This window comes from Amycolatopsis sp. NPDC051128 (assembly GCF_040682715.1).
GTDB lineage: Bacteria > Actinomycetota > Actinomycetes > Mycobacteriales > Pseudonocardiaceae > Amycolatopsis.
Window position 1 is genome coordinate 66,168 of sequence record NZ_JBFBBN010000012.1, and the last position, 16,135, is coordinate 82,302.

The following is a 16,135-nucleotide window of genomic DNA, read 5'->3' on the forward strand; positions in this document are numbered from 1 at the left end:
CACTCACATGGCCGGACCTGGCGCGGCGTACCCCGTGACCCCCGTGACACCATGGGGTGCATGTCCACGCCTGTCGCTTCCGAACAGACGCAGGTTGACCCGGTCGGGGCCGAGGCCACCGCCTCGGACACACCGTGGCGGACCGTGGTGTGGAACGACCCGGTCAACCTCATGTCGTACGTGACCTACGTTTTCCAGAAGCTCTTCGGCTACAGCCGCGACCACGCCACCAAGCTGATGCTGGACGTGCACCAGAAAGGCAAGGCGATCGTGTCGTCCGGCAGCAAGGAAAAGGTGGAGACGGACGTGGCGAAACTCCACGCGGCGGGCCTGTGGGCCACCATGGAGCAGCCATCGTGAACGGCTGGCGACGCAAAGGCGCGGTGATCCACGCGGGGTTCGAGCAGCAGGAAGCGGCCGTGCTGCGCGGGCTGGTCAGCCAGCTCGAGGACATGCTCACCGCGCGCGCCGAGGAGGCGCCGCAGGACGAGCTCGCCGAGCTGACCGGCATCCGGACGGGGCCCACCGAGTCCCCGGACGACCCGGTGCTGTCGCGGCTGCTCCCGGACTTCCACAAGCTCGACCCGGACAACCCGACCCGCGAGGACCTCGACTCCGCCTCGGCGATGCGCTCGCTGCACGAGCCCGAGCTGCTCGACATCAAGGTCGGCGTGGCCAAGATCGTGCTCGACACGCTGCCCCGTGACGGCGGCCACGTCCGGCTGACCGAGGAGCAGGCCGACGCCTGGCTGGGCGCGCTCAACGACGTCCGGCTGGCGCTGGGCACCGCTCTCGACGTCACCGAGGACATGCCCGACGAGCTGCCCGAGGACGACCCGCGGGCGCCGCACCTCGGCGTCTACCACTGGCTGACCTGGGTGCAGGAGACGCTGATCCAGGCGCTGACCGGATGATCACCGACGTGCCCGGTGTCCTGGTCGGGCACCACGAGCGGGTCGGGGACGGCTGGGCGACCGGGACGACCGTGGTGCTGGTGCCCGACGGCGCGGTCGGCGCCGTCGACCAGCGCGGCGGCGCGCCCGGCACGCGCGAGACCAACCTGCTGGAGCCGGAGAACCTGGTGCAGCGGGTCAACGCCGTCTGCCTCTCGGGCGGGTCGGCTTACGGCCTGGCCGCGGCCGACGGCGTGATGCGGTGGCTGGCGGAGCGGAACCTGGGCTTTCCGGTGGGCACGCGGCCGCACGAAGTCGTGCCCATCGTGCCCGCCGCCGTGCTGTTCGACCTGCCGCGCGGCGAGTGGGGCAACCGGCCTGACGCGTCCTTCGGCTACGCGGCCTGCTCCGCGGCGGACTCCGGGCCGGTGACGCAGGGCACGGTCGGCGCGGGCGCGGGGGCGGCCGTGGGGTCGTTGAAAGGCGGGATCGGCACCGCCAGCGAGGTCGTGGGTGAATTCACCGTCGGGGCGCTGGCGGCGGTCAACGCGGCCGGGGAGGCCGTGGACCTCGCCACGGGCCGGGCGTACGCGGCCGACCACGGCGACTTCGGCGTGACGTGGCCTTCCCGGCCGGCTTCACTGCCCTCTCGCCGGACCGACCTCAACACGACCATCGGCGTCGTCGCGGTCGACGCGGCGCTGTCGAAGGCCGAAGCTCGGCGGATCGCGGTCGCGGCGCAGGACGGACTGGCGCGGGCGGTGCGTCCGGCGCACACGATGTTCGACGGCGACACCGTGTTCGCGCTGGCCACGGGCGCGCACGCGCTGCCGGACGCGAGCGGGCCGTTCGGCGAAGCGGCGCGGCCGGCGGCGCTGGACGCGCTCTGCTCGGCGGCGGCGCGGGTGTTCGCGCGGGCAATGGTGCACGGCCTGCTGGCCGCGACCACGGCCGGCGGGGTGCCTGCCTACCGGGACGTCTGGCCGGAAGCGTTCGGGTAACCGGCCTGGTGAGCGGAATGTCTCACCATCTGGACCGGGTTTGTCCACGACCTAAGATGTCGGTGTGCTCCGGATCCGCCGTGAACTCGTCGACGAGATCGTCGCCCATGCCCGTCGTGACCATCCCGACGAGGCCTGCGGGGTGATCGCCGGGCCGGAAGGCTCGGACAGCCCCGAGCGCTTCATCCCCATGCTGAACGCGGCCCGGTCGCCGACGTTCTACGAATTCGACTCCGGCGACCTGCTGAAGCTCTACCGCGAGATGGCCGCGAAGGACGAGGTGCCGGTGGTGATCTACCACTCGCACACCGCCACCGAGGCGTACCCGTCGCGGACCGACGCGTCCATCGCGGCCGAGCCCGACGCGCACTACGTGCTCGTTTCCACCCGCGACCCCGAAGTGCACGAGTTCCGGTCGTACCGGATCGTGGACGCCGAGATCACCGAGGAGCCGGTCGAGATCGTCGACTGACCCCGCCCGGAATAAACCGCCGCGCCACCGGCGTCTGCGTGTAAGAACCCCCACCGGAGGTAAGAACCCATGGCCGTGACCGTCTCCATCCCGACGATCCTGCGCACCCACACCGGCGGCGAGAAGTCCGTCGAGGCGAAGGGCACGACCGTCCTCGAGGTCATCGACGACGTCGAGTCCCGCCACGCCGGCATCAAGGGCCGCCTGGTCAAGGAGGAGAAGCTGCACCGCTTCATCAACGTCTACGTCAACGACGAGGACGTGCGCTTCTCCGGCGGGCTCGAGGCCGAGGTCAAGGACGGCGACACCCTGACCATCCTCCCCGCCGTGGCCGGTGGCTGATCGATGGCTCGCTTCGAGTCCCTGCTCGACGCGCTCGGCGGCACCCCGCTCGTCGGGCTGCCCCGGCTCTCGCCGACGCACAACGTGCGCCTGTGGGCGAAGCTGGAGGACCGCAACCCGACCGGCTCGATCAAAGACCGCCCCGCGCTGGCCATGATCGAAGCCGCCGAGCGCGAAGGCAAGCTGCGGCGCGGCTCCACGATCCTGGAGCCGACGTCGGGCAACACCGGCATCTCGCTGGCCATGGCCGCCAAGCTCAAGGGCTACGGGCTGGTCTGCGTGATGCCGGAGAACACCTCGACCGAGCGCAAACAGCTCCTGCAGGCCTACGGCGCGCGGATCGTGTTCTCGCCGGCCGCGGGCGGCTCGAACGAGGCCGTCCGGCGGGCGAAGGAGCTGGCCAAGGCGAACCCGGACTGGGTGATGCTCTACCAGTACGGCAACCCGGCCAACGCCGACGCGCACTACCGCGGCACCGGCCCCGAGCTGCTCAAGGACCTGCCCACGCTGACGCACTTCGTCGGCGGCCTCGGCACGACCGGCACGCTCGTCGGCGTCGGCCGGTACCTGCACGAGGCGAAGCCGGACGTCCAGATCATCGCGGCCGAGCCGCGCTACGGCGAGCTGGTCTACGGCCTGCGCAACCTCGACGAGGGGTTCGTGCCGGAGCTGTACGACCCCAGCGTGCTCAACGGCCGGTTCTCCGTCGGCGCGTACGACGCGCTGCGCCGGACGCGGGAGCTGCTGGAGCACGAGGGCATCTTCGCCGGCATCTCGACGGGCGCGGTGCTGCACGCGGCGCTGGCGGTCGCCGAGAAGGCGGCTGCTCGCGGCGAAGCGGCCGACGTCGCCTTCGTCGTCGCGGACGGTGGGTGGAAGTACCTGTCCACCGGTGCCTACGCGGGCTCACTGGACGAAGCCGCGGAAAGGCTCGACGGGCAGCTCTGGGCTTAGGCATCCTGACGGCATGAAGGTCATCGGGCTGCTCGGCGGGATGAGCTGGGAGTCGTCGATCGAGTACTACCGGCTCGTGAACGAACGGGTGAAGGCCGTCCTCGGCGGGTTCCATTCGGCGCACACCGTGCTCTACTCGGTCGACTTCGCCGCCATCGAGCGCATGCAGGCCGACGGCCGCTGGGACGACGCCGGTGCCGAGCTCAACCGGGCCGCCAAGGCCCTGGAAGCGGCCGGCGCCGACTTCGTCGTGCTCTGCACCAACACCATGCACAAGGTGGCGGGCCGGCTGGAAGACGGCCTCGGCATCCCGCTGCTGCACCTCGGCGACGCCACCGCCGCGGCCATCGAGGCCGCCGGGATCCGCCGGGTCGGCCTGCTCGGCACCGGGTTCACCATGGGGCAGCCGTTCTACCGCGGCCGGCTCGCCGCGCACGGCCTCGACGTGCTCGTGCCGAGCGCCGAAGACCGCGACCTCGTGCACCGGGTGATCTACGACGAGCTGGTGCTCGGCGTCGTCAGACCGGAGTCGCGCGAGGCCTACCGCGGGGTGATCGCGCGGCTGGTCGACGCGGGTGCCGAGGGTGTCATCTACGGCTGCACGGAGATCGAGCTGCTGGTCGGCCCGGAGGACTCCCCGGTGCCGACCTTCCCCACGACCCGCCTGCACGCCGACGCGGCGGTGGACTACGCGCTGGGCACCGCCTCACTGCCGCAGCCGCCGGCCTGACGTCACACGCTGACCACCGCCTCGCCGTCCGGCTTGTCCACGCGCGCCTCGTGCTGCGCGACGACCTGCCGCCACAGCCGCTCGCGCTCCTCGGGTGTGAACTGCGCCGACGGGATGCCGAACACGTCACCCACCGCCGTCCACCAGTCTTCCGGCGACTCGAGCACCTCCTTGGCGCCGTGGCGGTCCAGGGTCAGCGCGCGCAGGGTGTCGACGCCGGTCGCGTCCCGGCGCAGGAGCGCGCAGACCCGCACGAACCCGGACTCGGGCGCCGTCGACAGCCAGGCGTGCTTCTCCGCGAAGTCGGCCATTTCCGCGGGGCCGGGCGCGAAGTCGAAGCCCGCGAAGCTGCCCGACGGGTCGTGGTCGAACCGCCAGCCGCCCGGCGCGACCTCCGACGGCCGGAGCCGGTAGGTGTGCGGACCCTGGACATAGGTGCCTTCCCGTAGGGGGAGCGGCTCGTGGATGCCGTCCCCCAGCCCGGTGTCCACCAGCCAGCTCACCGACGGGTCCTCGGGCAGGCCGGTGACGGTGAGGGCCAGGTGGTTGCGGTCGACGTTCGGCGCGTCCTGGCTGCCCTGCACCCCGCCGAGGTGGCGCGTGACCTGGTAGCCGAGTGCGCGCAGCAAGGCCGAGAAAGCGCCGTTGAGGTGGTAGCAGTACCCGCCGCGGCCCCGCAGGATCCGCGCCGTCGACGCCGATGGCTCGAGCGGTGTGGGCCGCCCGAGCTGGATCTCCAGTGCCTCGTACGGCACCCGTTCCACGTGTGCCGCGTGCAGCCGCCGCAGGGCGGCCAGGCTCGGCGGTTCCACGCCGAGGCCGAGCCGCCGCAGGTATCCGGTGACGTCGATGTTCCCCATGCCCGCCACGCTAGCGGCGACCACCGACAAAACCGGCGGATCAGGGATTTCACCCGAGGCGGACCCGCCGGAACCGGACGTAGCCTCGAAGACGTGAGCACTCTGCCCGTGAACCCGGCCCCGGAAACCGACGCCGCGACCGACGCCGCCAAGCGCGTGCTGCCGCCGAAACCGAGGGCGGCCGCGCTCGTCGCGCTGTCGTTCACCCTGCTGCTCTACCTGGTCGAGCTGGTGGACGTGATCCTCCCCGGTGACCTGGACCAGGGCGGCATCCACTCGCGAGCGCTGTCCGGGCTCGACGGCGTGCTGTTCGCGCCGGTGCTGCACGCCGGCTGGTCGCACCTGTTCGCGAACACGGTACCCGTCCTGGTGTTCTCCTTCCTCGCGATGGCCGCGGGGATCGGCCGGTTCGCGCTGGTCACGGCCATCATTTGGGTGGGTTCCGGCCTCGGCGTGTGGCTCGCCGGGCCGTCGGACGGGGTCACCGTCGGAGCGTCCGGGCTGGCCTTCGGCTGGCTCGCCTACCTGCTGGTCCGCGGCCTGTTCAACCGGGCGGCGGGGCAGATCCTGGTCGCCGTCGTCCTGCTCGGCGTGTGGAGCGGCATGCTCGCCGGGCTGCTGCCGGGCAACCCGGGTGTCTCCTGGCAGGGACACGTCTTCGGCGCGCTGGCCGGCGTCCTCGCGGCGTGGCTGACCAGCCGCACGGGCAAGTCCCGCAAAGCCGGGTCCGCGGTCCCGGGTAACCTCGGGGTGTGACGTCACCGCCCGCTGATGCCCCGATCGGCGTGTTCGATTCCGGCGTCGGCGGGCTGACGGTCGCGAGGGCGATTCTCGAGCAGCTGCCCGCCGAGCAGCTCCGCTACGTCGGCGACACGGCGCACAACCCGTACGGCCCGTTGCCGATCGCCACCGCCCGGAGCTACGCGCTCGCGGCGCTCGACGAGATCGTGGAGAGCGGCGTCAAGGCGTTGGTGATCGCCTGCAACACGGCGTCGGCGGCCTGCCTGCGCGACGCGCGCGAGCGCTACGACGTGCCGGTGATCGAGGTCGTCATGCCCGCCACGCGCCGCGCCGTCGTCGCCACGCACACCGGCCAGGTCGGCGTGATCGGCACCGAGGGCACGGTGCGGTCGCGGGCCTACGAAGACGCCTTCACCGCGGCGCCGGGCATCACGCTCACCAGCGTCGCCTGCCCGCGGTTCGTGGACTTCGTCGAGCGCGGCATCACCTCCGGGCGCCAGGTGCTCGGGCTCGCGCAGGGTTACCTGCAGCCGCTGCTCGACGCCCAGGTCGACACGCTCGTGCTCGGCTGCACGCACTACCCGCTGCTGCAGGGCGTGCTGCAGATCGTGATGGGGCAGGAAGTCACCCTGGTGAGCAGCGCCGAGGAGACCGCGAAGGACCTCGTGCGCGTGCTCACCGAACAGGACCTGCTGACCACGAGGGACACGCCGCCGCGGCACGAATTCCTGGCCACCGGCTCGGCCGAGCCGTTCACCCGGCTCGCCCAGCGGTTCATGGGCTTCGCCCCGGGTGTCCTCGCTCCCACCACCGCGTGATCGCGGTGGCCGACGCTTAGGGTGTCGTCGTGCGACTGACCATCCTCGGATGCTCCGGCAGCATCCCCGGGCCGAACGCCGCCGCGTCCGGTTACCTGGTCGAGGCCGAGGGGTTCCTGCTCGGCCTCGAACTCGGCAACGGCACGCTGGCCCAGCTCCAGGCCGTGGCCGACCCGTTCGACCTGGACGCGCTCGTGCTCACGCACCTCCATCCCGACCACTGCGCCGACGTCAGCGCGCTCACCGTCCTGCGGCGCTACCACCCGGCGCCGCCGTACCCGGCGCGCCCACGTCTGCTGCCGCTGTACGCGCCACCGGACGCGCCGACCCGCTTGGCGAACGCGTACGCGCCCAACGAGACCGAACGGGCCGTCACCGACCTCACCGACGTCTACGACTTCCGCCCGATGCGGGCCGAGCCGTTCCGCATCGGGCCGTTCGAGGTCGTCGCGGTCGAGGTCGACCACCCGACCACGGCGTACGGCCTCCGGATCTCCTACGGCGGCCGGATCCTCGCCTTCACCGGCGACACCGGGCCGTGCGCGGCGCTGAACGAGCTCGCCGACGGCGTCGACCTGCTGCTCGCCGAGGCGTCCTGGACGGACTCGGCCGAACGCCCGGCCGGCGTGCACCTGTCCGGGAAGCAGGCGGGCGAGCTGGCGCGCGACGCGGGTGTCGGGCGGCTGCTGCTCACGCACATCGCGCCGTGGACGGACCCGGGTGCGGTGCTGGCCGAGGCCTCGGCCGGGTTCCCCGGGGCCGAGGTCGTCAAGCAGGGTGCCGTCTACGACGTCTGAGCGGGCGGTCCTAGAGTGCACCCGTGGCTCGAAAAGATGGCAGGAACGACGACCAGCTCCGTGACATCAAGATCACCCGGGGGTTCCAGCAGTGGCCTGCGGGGTCGGTGCTGATCGAATTCGGCAACACGCGGGTGCTGTGCGCGGCGAGCGTCACCGAAGGGGTGCCGCGCTGGCGGGCCGGCTCCGGCCTCGGCTGGGTGACGGCCGAGTACGCGATGCTGCCGTCCGCGACCAACACGCGCGGGGACCGCGAGTCGGTGAAGGGCCGGATCGGCGGCCGCACGCACGAGATCTCGCGGCTGATCGGCCGGTCGCTGCGGGCCTGCATCGACCTGGCGGCGCTGGGCGAGAACACGATCGTCATCGACTGCGACGTCATCCAGGCCGACGGCGGCACCCGCACGGCCGCGGTGACCGGCGGATATGTGGCGCTGGCGGACGCGATCACGTGGCTGGGCGCGGCGAACCGGCTCAACGACCCACAGCCGCTGTCGTCGTCGGTGGCCGCGGTGAGCGTCGGCGTGGTCGACGGCCGGGTGCGGCTCGACCTGCCGTACGAGGAGGACTCGCGCGCCGAGGTCGACATGAACGTGGTCGCCACCGACGCGGGCACGCTGATCGAGGTCCAGGGCACCGGCGAGGGTGCGACGTTCGCCCGGTCCACTTTGGACACGATGCTGGACATGGCGCTGGCCGGCTGTGAGGAGCTGACCCGGCTGCAGAACGAGGCGCTGGCGCTGCCGTACCCCGGCGAGCTGCCGGAGCCGCGGCCGGACAAGAAGAAGGGCTCGAAGTGACGAAACTGCTTCTCGCCACTCGCAACGCGAAGAAGCTGGGCGAGCTTCGGCGGATCCTTGCCGCGGCAGGGATTTCGGGGATCGAGGTCCTCGGCCTCGCGGACGTTCCCTCGTTTCCCGAGGCGCCTGAGACCGCGCCGGACTTCGAGGGCAACGCGGTCGCGAAGGCCCGTGACGCGGTGGCGGCTTGCGGGTTGCCGGCCATCGCCGACGACTCGGGTATCGCGGTCGACGCGTTGAACGGCATGCCGGGCGTGCTGTCGGCGCGGTGGTCGGGTCGTCACGGCGACGACGAGGCGAACCTGGATCTGGTGCTGGGGCAGCTTTCCGACGTGCCCGATGACCGCCGTGGGGCGCAGTTCGTTTGTGCTGCGGCCTTGGTGCTGCCGTCGGGGGAGGAGACTGTGGTCCGGGGCGAGTGGCGAGGGACTTTGGTTCGCTCGCGGCGCGGGACGAACGGGTTCGGGTACGACCCGATCTTCCTGCCGGATGGGGAGAGCAGGACGTCGGCGGAGATGGAGCCGGCGGAGAAGGACGCGGTTTCGCACCGGGGGCGGGCGTTGCGGGCGCTGCTTCCGGCTTTGCGGGAGCTGGCCTAGGCTAGAGCCCGGGGACGTCCGGCGTGACGGCGTGCGGAGGGCCCGCGTCGGCCTGGGTGGCGACGTCGCGGGTCCAGAGTTCGACTACGTGGCCGTCCGGATCGGTGACGTACGCACTTCGCTGCCCGGGTGCCGCCGGATCGTTGCCGAAGTAGACCTCGTCGACGTGTACGCCTTGGGTTCGGGCACGGGCTACGGCCGCGTCGTAGTCCTCCTCCGCGACGGTCATCGCGAAGTGGACGTGCGCGCCTGGGCGGGCGCCCGCGATGCCGACGGCGGGCTTCCAGAGCCCGATGCGGGTCCGGTCGCCGGACTGGACCCAGACGGCCTCGCGGCCTTTCCAAGTCGGGCCCTCCCAGCGCAGGACCACGGGGAGCCCGAGCACGTCGGTGTAGAAGCGTTCGGAGGCTTCGAGGTCGCGGGCTTCGAGCACCAGTTCGGTGACGCCCTTGGTGAGGTCGGCCATGCGGTTCTCCTTGGTGGATGGGATCTTGACCCATGCTGTGACCTCTACTTTGGTTGAGGTCAAGGAGAACTGGTGGCTGGTCAGCTTGACTCCGGGGCCGAGCCTTCCGTGGAACGCCTCAGGAAGCCAGGCCGAGATCCCGGATCAGCTTGGCCACGTGGCCGGTCGCGCGGACGTTGTACCAGGCGTTGGCGATCTTGCCCGCCGGGTCGACGACGAACGTCGAACGGATCACGCCCAGGTACGTCTTGCCGTAGTTCTTCTTCTCGCCGTACGCGCCCCACTCGGAGATCACGGTCTTCTCCGGGTCGCCGAGGATCGGGAACGTCAGCTTCTCGGTGTCGGCGAACTTCGCGAGCTTCGCCTGCGCGTCCGGGGAAATGCCGAGCACCTGGTAGCCGGCGTCGTTCAGCTCGGCGAGGTTGTCGCGGAAGTCGCAGGCCTGCTTCGTGCAGCCCGGAGTGCTCGCCGCCGGGTAGAAGTACACCACGACGGACTTGCCGCGGAAGTCGCGCAGCGACACCTCCCTGCCCTCGCTGTCGGGCAGGGTGAAGTCCGGGGCTTCGTCGCCGGGGGAAAGTCGCTCGCTCATGCCCCGAGCCTAATGGCGACAGGTCAGGCGGGACCGCAGTAGGTGACCGCGGCGGCCTCGGTCGCGCTCGGCCGGATCTGCAGCCGCAGCTGCGTCTGCTGCTGGGGTACCGCGAACGCCAAGGTGACGTGCACCGTCCGGCCCGGCTGCACGTCCTTGCCGGCGTCGGCGATGCCGGTGAAGCCCTGGGTCGTGTCCACGACCTGCTTGACCGCTGTCCCGTCCGACGTGGCGGTGACCGTGAGGCCCGACAGCTTGTACGTCGTCGCGCCGTCGTTGGTCAGCTGGACGTCGAAGGCGGCGCCGCGCGGGCTCTGCGGGTACGCCGAGAGGCTCGGCTGGAACGACTTCGGGGAGCCGACCGAGATGGTGACGCCGCTGGCGAACCGGTGGTCGGCGCCGAACTTGAGGTCGTTGCCCGCCTGCGAAGCCGACGCCCCGGCACCCGCGGGGGAGCCGGCCGCGCCGAGCGCCGCGGTGCCTTCCTTGGCCGAAGGGACCCCGCACGCCACCGCCAGGCAAAGCAGTCCTGAGGTGAACATGATCTTGCACGTGCGCGCGGGCGCCATCGCGGGTACTCCAGTCGGCGGGTCGGGGTTCCGTTCGGCAACGGGCGTGCCGGGCGAACCCGCTCCACTGTGGCCGTGATCGCGCGGCGTTACGAGGCGCGACGGGGGGTTGTCGCGCACCTGGTGCCGCTCCGTGGCCAATCCGTGACCGGAACGGCACGGGTGGTGACAATCACTGCCGACATGCCACTTAAACTGCGAGCGCGAACAACAGGATGAAGATCGCCACGCCGGCCACCCAGGCGGCCATCAGCCAGCCGAAATCGCGAATCGGATCGACCGCGCGGCTCTCTTCGCCGGGCACGTACACGCCGCGTTCCTCGAACCAGTCGGCCCAGCGGGCGATCCAGCGCAACGGGTTGCGCGACGACATGCCTCACCTCCGGGAACCGGCTTCCCCGTCACAGTACGGGTTCGGCCGGGCCCGCCGGAAGGCGCGTGCGGCCGCTGTGACTCGACACGCCGGGTCCGGCCGGGGACGCGGAGAGTCACCACGGCCGGTTCGCTCACTACTCCGCTCCCTGAAGTTCCACGTTCGAGTGAACCTCGGTGTCGCTCGTGTAGAAGTTCAGGCGACGCCGTTGCGCTGAAGGATGGACACCGCACGAACGGTCGCGTAGCCCCGCCATTCGAGTGCCGCGGCGGGCGAGTAGCTCGCGAAGTCGACCCGCCAGCCGCCGTCGTCCTGCTGCTCGGCCGCGAGCTGCCGCAGCTCGGCGTCGATCACGTCGTCCTTGAACAACGTACGCGCCGGGCGGTCCGGCAGCGGCGCGAAGTCCAGCGCCCGCAGGGTTTCGCCCTCCGAACCACCGGCCACCGGGACCAGGCCGTCGGGCGGGACGAACGCGGCCAGGTGGTCGAGCAGCTCGGCCGCCTCCGGATGGAGGTCGTGGGCGGCGTCCACGAACCGCACCGCGAACGACAGCGCGATCGCGTGCGGTGCCGACGCAAGCTCGCGGATGCCGCGGAAGCAGTACCGCGTCGCGGCGGCCGGCCACGGGTGCTCGCGCACCGCCGCGTCGTGGCGGGCGACGCGCAACGCTACGCCGGCGGCGAACGCGGTGCTTTGCAGCGTGGCCGCCGCCGGATCGGCCTGCACCCAGAAAGGCGCGCAGCCGGCGGGATCCGCCACGGGCACGGCGAAGGGCAGGCCGCCGTCCGGCGTCGAGACCGAAGCCAGCCAGTCACAGAGCTTCGCCGCGTGCGGTGCCGTGTCCGGGGCGATCTCCTCGAACACCTCGAAGGCGTGGAGCGCGCCACCGGGCTGGCTCTCCGGCGCCCGCAGGTCCGGCTCGAGGCCCCAGCCGTAGCCGCCGTCGGGGTTCCGGTAGCCGTCGACGGCGGCCAGCACGGCGTCGGCGTTCGTTTCGCCGCGGAGCAGTTCGAAGCGGCGCCGGTCGAGGAGGCGGGCGTGCGTCGCCATGAACGACGCCGCCGCGGAAAAGTTCACAGCCATGCGGCCAGCGTCGCACCCGGCGCGGTCGCCCGTCTTGAACGGATCGGACCCCAGGGCGGCGGCCTCGCGTCAGGACGTCTGACCGCGGAACGTGCGGCGGTAGGTGTCCGGTGGCACGCCGACCGTGCGGTTGAAGTGCCGTCGCAACGTCGTGGCGGTGCCCATGCCGACCGCCTCCGCGATGGTGTCGATCCCGGCGTCGGTGTTCTCCAGCAGTTCCTGGGCGCGGCGGATCCGCTGGGTCAGCAGCCATCGCAACGGCGTCGTGCCGGTCGCCGACCGGAAGTGGCGGCCCAGGTGCCGGGAGCTCAGGTTCGCCTGGCGGGCCAGGTCTTCGACGGTCAGCGGCTGGTCGAGCCGGGCCGTGATCCACGGGAGCAGCGAAGCCAGCGGGTGGTCGTCGTGGGTGGGGACCGGGGTGGTGACGAACTGGGCCTGGCCGCCGGATCGGTGCGGCGGGACGACCAGGCGGCGGGCGACCGCGTTGGCGACCGCCGAGCCGTGGTCGGCGCGGACCAGGTGCAGGCACAGGTCCATCGCGGCGGCCTTGCCGGCGGAGGTGAGCACGCTGCCGTTGTCGACGTAGAGCACGTCCGGGTCCACCGTCACCCGTGGGTAGCGGGCGGCGAGGACGTCGGTGTGCGCCCAGTGCGTGGTCGCCCGCCGCCCGTCCAGCAGGCCGGCGGCGGCCAGCACGAACGCGCCCGTGCACAGGGACGCCACCCGCGCTCCGGCCGCGTGGGCCGCGCGCACCGCGTCGACCAGGTCGGCGGGCGGGGCCACGTCGACGTCGGCCCACCCGGGCACGATCACCGTGTCCGCGCGCGCCAGCCGGTCGAGCCCGTGGTCCGGCTCCAGCCGGAACCGGCCGACCCGCACGGGAGCGGAACCGCAGACCGAGAAGTCGTACCGCGGGTTCTCCCCGAACACCTCGGAGGCGATGGTCAGCTCGAAGGACAGCATCCCGTCGGTGGCGGCCAGCGCGACAGAAGTCATGTCCGAAAGTGTACGCATCGCGGCGTTCCGGACACTGGTGCCGGGGCACGGCAGCCGTGAGGATTGCTGCATGACTTCGGTACTGGTTTACGGCGCTTATGGGCACACTGGCCGCTTCGTGGTGGCCGAGCTGCGCGAACGCGGATTCGACGTGGTTCTTTCCGGCCGGAACGCGGCGAAACTGCCCGGCGGGCGGCCCGCCTCGGTCGACGACCCGGCGGCGCTCGACCGCGCGCTGGACGGCGTGGCGGCGGTGATCAACTGCGCGGGGCCGTTCGCCGAGACGGCGACCCCGCTGATCGAGGCGGCCATCCGCGCCGGCGTCCCGTACGTCGACGTCGCGGCCGAGATCGAGGCCAACCTCGACACGTTCGCGCTCTTCGCGGACGCGGACACCGTGATCGTGCCCGCGATGGCGTTCTTCGGTGGCCTGGGCGACCTGCTGGCCACGACGGCGATGGGCGACTGGACGACGGCCGACGAGGTGCACGTCGCGTACGGGCTGAGCGGCTGGCACCCGACGCCGGGGACCCTTTCGGCCGGCCGGGTCTCCCGCGAGCGCCGTGACGGCAGGCGGCTCCGGTACGCGGGCGGCCGGCTGGAGCACCGCGACGACGCCCTGCCGACCCTGGAGTGGGCCTTCCCCGCGCCGCTGGGGCCCCGGCCCGTCCTCGGCGAGTTCACGATGGCCGACGTCGTGACGATCCCGCGTCACCTCGACGTCCCCGACGTGACGACGTACATGACGACCGCCGCGGCCGAGGGCCTGTCGGCGGCGCAGGAACGCCGCTCGGCCGAGACGTTCGTGGTCGACGTCGTCGTGCGCGCCGGCGCGGAGGAACGCCGGATCGTCGCGCGCGGCCAGGACATCTACGCGGTCAGCGCGCCGCTCGCGGTGGAGGCCGTCGATCGGATCCTGACCGGCCGGACCCGCGTGAAGGGGGTCGCCTCGGCGGGGGAGATCTTCGACGCGCCCGGCTTCCTGCGGGCGCTCTCGCCGCACATCTCGGTCGAAACTCCGGCCTGAGGCGTCACCGGTGGGCCGAGACGAGGTCGTGTGCGGCTTCGGCGAAGGCGCGGACGCGGACGGAGGCCGCGTCCGCCCGCCCGCGCCGGCGGCGGCCATCCACGCCCGGCAGGACGCTCTGATCACCGGTCTCGGCCCGGACGTCGGCGACCGCAAGCCGTTCACTTGTCTCGCGCCGGGGGAGAACGCCGCGGCCACGTTCACCGCCGGCGCGCTCGAGCGGCTGCGAACGATCAAGCGGAACCGCGACCCGCACGGGGTGTTCCGCAGCAACTTCCCCGTCCTCGCCGGAACCGGGGGTGCTACGCGATGACGCGCCGAGAGTGGGCCCGGAGAGACTCGAACTCTCACTGGCATGGACCTAAACCATGTGCCTCTGCCAATTGGGCTACGGGCCCCCAGCACTCGGAAGCGTAGCGCGCTACGCGGTTCGCCACGTCGGGCGTGGCCGGTGCGGGTTGCCGGGGGCGGGCCAGCTAACGTGGGCCGCCTGGAGTCCCTTGCGGCGAGGAGGACACGTGGCCCGCGATCCCGAGACGATCGAGCGTGAGATCGAGCAGGCTAGGACCGCCCTGGCGGCGACGCTCGACCAGCTGACCGTCAAGGCCGACCCGAAGAAGCTCGCGGACGCGGCGAAGGACGGCGCGCGCGCCAAGCTGGACAACCCCAAGGTCAAGTACCCGCTGATCGGCGCGGGCGTCCTCGTGCTCGTCCTGCTGGTGCGCAAGCTCCTCAAGTAGCGGCGATCAGGCGCGGGCCCGCTTCGCCGGGGTCTTGGTCTCGGCCGGCACCGGACCGGCCGAGGCCTTGCGATCTTCGACGGCCTTGGGGAGCTGCTTGCTCGGCGGCAGCACCGGCTTCTTCTCCGTCGAGGCCGGTGCCTGCTCGCTGGTCTGCTGCTTCGGCACGCCGCCGGGCGGCGGGACCTCGAGCGGCGGGAGCTTCGGGAGCGTCAGCCGGGCGGTCATGTAGGCGCTCGTGAAGTCCAGCGCACTGCCGTTGAGCAGGTGCACCACTGTCGTCTTGCCGCCGTCACCGAGCTGCTCGACCAGCTGGTCGGCCCGGTCCCGCGCGGCGATGATGCCGGGCGCTCTGGCGGTCAGCTCCTTGCCGTGGCCGCTGACCGTGATCGTCCAGTCGGCGTCCTCTTGGACGTACGTCGCCGTGATCGCTTCCACCATCCACCTCACGCCCCTCTCCTCACCAGCTTGCTTCCCACTACCGTGACTCGGTCGCCACGTCGTCATGACGTGGTTTCCGCCTCCCTCGCACGGTCACAAAGCTCCAGCACACTTTCTACCGTGTCATCGATACCGTAGAGAAACTCTGTGTCACAAGACACGAAGCAGAGTATGCACTGAGTAACCGTCAGTTGGCGCATTGCACGCGCAGGCTACCGTGCATGCTGCCCAAGGCCGGCCCACAGTACGTCCATCGTGTACCGCGTGGCCATCTCGGGGCTCACTTCCTCGTGCCGCTCGCACCAGATCGCGAGCCGTTCACACGCTCCGACCACGAATTCCGCGGCCGCTTCGGCCCTCAGTTCGTCACCGCTGTCGAAGTGGTCACTCATCAGCGCGGCGATCAGGTCGGTCTGCTGGCGGCGGGTCTCCTCGACCTCGTCGGCGGCCGGCGTGCCGATCAGCGCCATCTCGTGCCGCAGCAGCGACCACGCCTGGCGCCGCTCCCGGATGAAGACGAAGAACGCCAGCACGCCGCGGCGCAGCGCGTCCTCGGCGCCGGTCGCGCCGGCGGTCGCCTGCTCGGTGGCCTCGCGCAGCACCGCCCGTGACTGCCGGATGCAGGCGAGGAGCAGGCCTTCCTTGGAGTTGAAGTACTCGTAGAGCATCGGCTTCGAGACGCCGACCAGTTCGGCGATCTCGTCCATGGACGCCGCCGCGTAGCCGCGCGCCGAAAAGACCTGCTCGGCGACCTCGATCATCTGCCGCATCCGGTCGGCCCGTGGCATGCGCTTGCGCTTCGCGGTGGTCACCGGCATCACTCTACCGTCAGTAACTTACT

The 16,135-nt window shown here is 71.6% G+C and carries 24 protein-coding genes and 1 tRNA gene; 15 read left to right on the plus strand and 10 right to left on the minus strand.

The features are described from left to right. The first annotated feature begins 60 nt into the window (after positions 1–60). The 7 genes from clpS to AB0M82_RS15280 all read left to right on the plus strand — a co-directional run bounded on the left by clpS (position 61) and on the right by AB0M82_RS15280 (position 4,392). Positions 61–360: an ATP-dependent Clp protease adapter ClpS gene (clpS, locus tag AB0M82_RS15250; RefSeq protein WP_364721793.1), complete on the plus strand. Its 300-nt coding sequence runs from the start codon at positions 61–63 to the stop codon at positions 358–360. Then, the gene (locus AB0M82_RS15255) at positions 357–914 is read left to right on the plus strand and encodes a DUF2017 domain-containing protein (protein ID WP_125313000.1); all 558 of its coding nucleotides are present in this window, start codon (positions 357–359) and stop codon (positions 912–914) included. The genes clpS and AB0M82_RS15255 overlap by 4 nt, the downstream gene beginning before the upstream one ends. Continuing rightward, a complete protein-coding gene (locus AB0M82_RS15260) occupies positions 911–1,894 on the plus strand; it encodes a P1 family peptidase (protein ID WP_364721795.1) in 984 nt (327 codons plus the stop codon). The genes AB0M82_RS15255 and AB0M82_RS15260 overlap by 4 nt, the downstream gene beginning before the upstream one ends. A 64-nt stretch (positions 1,895–1,958) precedes the next feature. After that, the gene (locus tag AB0M82_RS15265; RefSeq protein WP_364721797.1) at positions 1,959–2,366 is read left to right on the plus strand and encodes a M67 family metallopeptidase; all 408 of its coding nucleotides are present in this window, start codon (positions 1,959–1,961) and stop codon (positions 2,364–2,366) included. Between the two features lie 69 nt (positions 2,367–2,435). Then, entirely contained in the window at positions 2,436–2,708 is a 273-nt protein-coding gene (locus AB0M82_RS15270; protein WP_364721799.1) for a MoaD/ThiS family protein, read from the plus strand. Between the two features lie 3 nt (positions 2,709–2,711). Next, positions 2,712–3,662, plus strand: coding sequence for a cysteine synthase (locus tag AB0M82_RS15275; RefSeq protein WP_364721801.1), 951 nt, complete (start codon positions 2,712–2,714; stop codon positions 3,660–3,662). Positions 3,663–3,675: 13 nt separating this feature from the next. Further along, on the plus strand, positions 3,676–4,392 hold the full coding sequence (locus tag AB0M82_RS15280; RefSeq protein WP_364721803.1) for an aspartate/glutamate racemase family protein: 717 nt from the start codon (positions 3,676–3,678) through the stop codon (positions 4,390–4,392). 2 nt (positions 4,393–4,394) lie between these two features. Here AB0M82_RS15280 and AB0M82_RS15285 read toward each other — a convergent pair whose 3' ends face one another. Next, a complete protein-coding gene (locus AB0M82_RS15285; protein WP_364721804.1) occupies positions 4,395–5,252 on the minus strand; it encodes an arylamine N-acetyltransferase in 858 nt (285 codons plus the stop codon). 93 nt (positions 5,253–5,345) lie between these two features. On the opposite strand from AB0M82_RS15285, the gene AB0M82_RS15290 reads away from it, so the two are divergent. Genes AB0M82_RS15290 through rdgB form a run of 5 tightly spaced genes read left to right on the plus strand, consistent with a single transcriptional unit; the run spans position 5,346 to position 9,007 of the window. Continuing rightward, on the plus strand, positions 5,346–6,008 hold the full coding sequence (locus tag AB0M82_RS15290; protein ID WP_364721806.1) for a rhomboid family intramembrane serine protease: 663 nt from the start codon (positions 5,346–5,348) through the stop codon (positions 6,006–6,008). Beyond that, on the plus strand, positions 6,005–6,811 hold the full coding sequence (gene murI / locus AB0M82_RS15295; protein WP_364721808.1) for a glutamate racemase: 807 nt from the start codon (positions 6,005–6,007) through the stop codon (positions 6,809–6,811). Before AB0M82_RS15290 ends, murI begins: the two co-directional genes overlap by 4 nt. Positions 6,812–6,840: 29 nt before the next feature. Further along, a complete protein-coding gene (locus tag AB0M82_RS15300) occupies positions 6,841–7,608 on the plus strand; it encodes an MBL fold metallo-hydrolase (protein ID WP_364721810.1) in 768 nt (255 codons plus the stop codon). A 23-nt stretch (positions 7,609–7,631) separates the two neighbouring features. Then, positions 7,632–8,408 carry a ribonuclease PH gene (rph, locus tag AB0M82_RS15305; RefSeq protein WP_364721812.1) on the plus strand — a complete coding sequence of 259 codons (777 nt, stop codon included), beginning with the start codon at positions 7,632–7,634 and terminating at the stop codon, positions 8,406–8,408. Continuing rightward, entirely contained in the window at positions 8,405–9,007 is a 603-nt protein-coding gene (gene rdgB, locus AB0M82_RS15310) for an RdgB/HAM1 family non-canonical purine NTP pyrophosphatase (RefSeq protein WP_364721814.1), read from the plus strand. The genes rph and rdgB overlap by 4 nt, the downstream gene beginning before the upstream one ends. A 1-nt stretch (position 9,008) precedes the next feature. On the opposite strand, the gene AB0M82_RS15315 is transcribed toward rdgB, so the two are convergent. The 6 genes from AB0M82_RS15315 to AB0M82_RS15340 all read right to left on the minus strand — a co-directional run bounded on the left by AB0M82_RS15315 (position 9,009) and on the right by AB0M82_RS15340 (position 13,086). Beyond that, positions 9,009–9,473 (minus strand): VOC family protein, encoded by a 465-nt coding sequence (locus tag AB0M82_RS15315; protein ID WP_364721816.1) that lies wholly within the window; start codon positions 9,471–9,473, stop codon positions 9,009–9,011. 118 nt (positions 9,474–9,591) lie between these two features. Further along, a complete protein-coding gene (gene bcp, locus AB0M82_RS15320; protein ID WP_364721818.1) occupies positions 9,592–10,065 on the minus strand; it encodes a thioredoxin-dependent thiol peroxidase in 474 nt (157 codons plus the stop codon). Positions 10,066–10,088: 23 nt separating this feature from the next. Continuing rightward, positions 10,089–10,634 carry a DUF4352 domain-containing protein gene (locus tag AB0M82_RS15325; protein ID WP_364721820.1) on the minus strand — a complete coding sequence of 182 codons (546 nt, stop codon included), beginning with the start codon at positions 10,632–10,634 and terminating at the stop codon, positions 10,089–10,091. A 190-nt stretch (positions 10,635–10,824) separates the two neighbouring features. Beyond that, entirely contained in the window at positions 10,825–11,007 is a 183-nt protein-coding gene (locus tag AB0M82_RS15330) for a hypothetical protein (RefSeq protein ID WP_364721822.1), read from the minus strand. 195 nt (positions 11,008–11,202) lie between these two features. After that, entirely contained in the window at positions 11,203–12,090 is an 888-nt protein-coding gene (locus tag AB0M82_RS15335) for a hypothetical protein (RefSeq protein WP_364721824.1), read from the minus strand. 69 nt (positions 12,091–12,159) lie between these two features. Then, complete coding sequence (locus AB0M82_RS15340) at positions 12,160–13,086, minus strand: helix-turn-helix domain-containing protein (protein WP_364721826.1); 927 nt, start codon at positions 13,084–13,086, stop codon at positions 12,160–12,162. Positions 13,087–13,156: 70 nt separating this feature from the next. Between AB0M82_RS15340 and AB0M82_RS15345 the strand changes: the two genes are divergently transcribed. Together AB0M82_RS15345 and AB0M82_RS15350 are read left to right on the plus strand one after the other, a co-directional pair. Next, complete coding sequence (locus tag AB0M82_RS15345) at positions 13,157–14,113, plus strand: saccharopine dehydrogenase NADP-binding domain-containing protein (protein WP_364721828.1); 957 nt, start codon at positions 13,157–13,159, stop codon at positions 14,111–14,113. Between the two features lie 10 nt (positions 14,114–14,123). Beyond that, on the plus strand, positions 14,124–14,426 hold the full coding sequence (locus AB0M82_RS15350; RefSeq protein ID WP_364721829.1) for a hypothetical protein: 303 nt from the start codon (positions 14,124–14,126) through the stop codon (positions 14,424–14,426). A gap of 11 nt (positions 14,427–14,437) precedes the next feature. Here AB0M82_RS15350 and AB0M82_RS15355 read toward each other — a convergent pair. Continuing rightward, positions 14,438–14,511: transfer RNA gene (locus AB0M82_RS15355), tRNA-Leu, on the minus strand. A gap of 120 nt (positions 14,512–14,631) precedes the next feature. Here AB0M82_RS15355 and AB0M82_RS15360 point away from each other — a divergent pair. Continuing rightward, entirely contained in the window at positions 14,632–14,853 is a 222-nt protein-coding gene (locus AB0M82_RS15360; protein WP_364721831.1) for a DUF3618 domain-containing protein, read from the plus strand. Between the two features lie 6 nt (positions 14,854–14,859). Here AB0M82_RS15360 and AB0M82_RS15365 read toward each other — a convergent pair whose 3' ends face one another. Both AB0M82_RS15365 and AB0M82_RS15370 read right to left on the minus strand, forming a co-directional pair. Then, entirely contained in the window at positions 14,860–15,294 is a 435-nt protein-coding gene (locus AB0M82_RS15365) for a hypothetical protein (protein WP_364722025.1), read from the minus strand. Between the two features lie 212 nt (positions 15,295–15,506). After that, on the minus strand, positions 15,507–16,064 hold the full coding sequence (locus AB0M82_RS15370) for a helix-turn-helix domain-containing protein (protein ID WP_364722027.1): 558 nt from the start codon (positions 16,062–16,064) through the stop codon (positions 15,507–15,509). Between the last annotated feature and the right edge of the window lie 71 nt (positions 16,065–16,135).

Coding starts and splice junctions, on each gene's coding strand:
- AB0M82_RS15370 (WP_364722027.1), bottom strand. CDS start 16,064: ATGCGGCAGATGATCGAGGTCGCCGAGCAGGTCTTTTCGGCGCGCGGC.
- clpS (WP_364721793.1), top strand. CDS start 61: ATGTCCACGCCTGTCGCTTCCGAACAGACGCAGGTTGACCCGGTCGGG.
- AB0M82_RS15340 (WP_364721826.1), bottom strand. CDS start 13,086: ATGACTTCTGTCGCGCTGGCCGCCACCGACGGGATGCTGTCCTTCGAG.
- AB0M82_RS15275 (WP_364721801.1), top strand. CDS start 2,712: ATGGCTCGCTTCGAGTCCCTGCTCGACGCGCTCGGCGGCACCCCGCTC.
- AB0M82_RS15365 (WP_364722025.1), bottom strand. CDS start 15,294: ATGGTGGAAGCGATCACGGCGACGTACGTCCAAGAGGACGCCGACTGG.
- AB0M82_RS15325 (WP_364721820.1), bottom strand. CDS start 10,634: ATGGCGCCCGCGCGCACGTGCAAGATCATGTTCACCTCAGGACTGCTT.
- AB0M82_RS15270 (WP_364721799.1), top strand. CDS start 2,436: ATGGCCGTGACCGTCTCCATCCCGACGATCCTGCGCACCCACACCGGC.
- bcp (WP_364721818.1), bottom strand. CDS start 10,065: ATGAGCGAGCGACTTTCCCCCGGCGACGAAGCCCCGGACTTCACCCTG.
- AB0M82_RS15330 (WP_364721822.1), bottom strand. CDS start 11,007: ATGTCGTCGCGCAACCCGTTGCGCTGGATCGCCCGCTGGGCCGACTGG.
- AB0M82_RS15335 (WP_364721824.1), bottom strand. CDS start 12,090: ATGGCTGTGAACTTTTCCGCGGCGGCGTCGTTCATGGCGACGCACGCC.
- AB0M82_RS15260 (WP_364721795.1), top strand. CDS start 911: ATGATCACCGACGTGCCCGGTGTCCTGGTCGGGCACCACGAGCGGGTC.
- AB0M82_RS15345 (WP_364721828.1), top strand. CDS start 13,157: ATGACTTCGGTACTGGTTTACGGCGCTTATGGGCACACTGGCCGCTTC.
- AB0M82_RS15285 (WP_364721804.1), bottom strand. CDS start 5,252: ATGGGGAACATCGACGTCACCGGATACCTGCGGCGGCTCGGCCTCGGC.
- AB0M82_RS15315 (WP_364721816.1), bottom strand. CDS start 9,473: ATGGCCGACCTCACCAAGGGCGTCACCGAACTGGTGCTCGAAGCCCGC.
- AB0M82_RS15280 (WP_364721803.1), top strand. CDS start 3,676: ATGAAGGTCATCGGGCTGCTCGGCGGGATGAGCTGGGAGTCGTCGATC.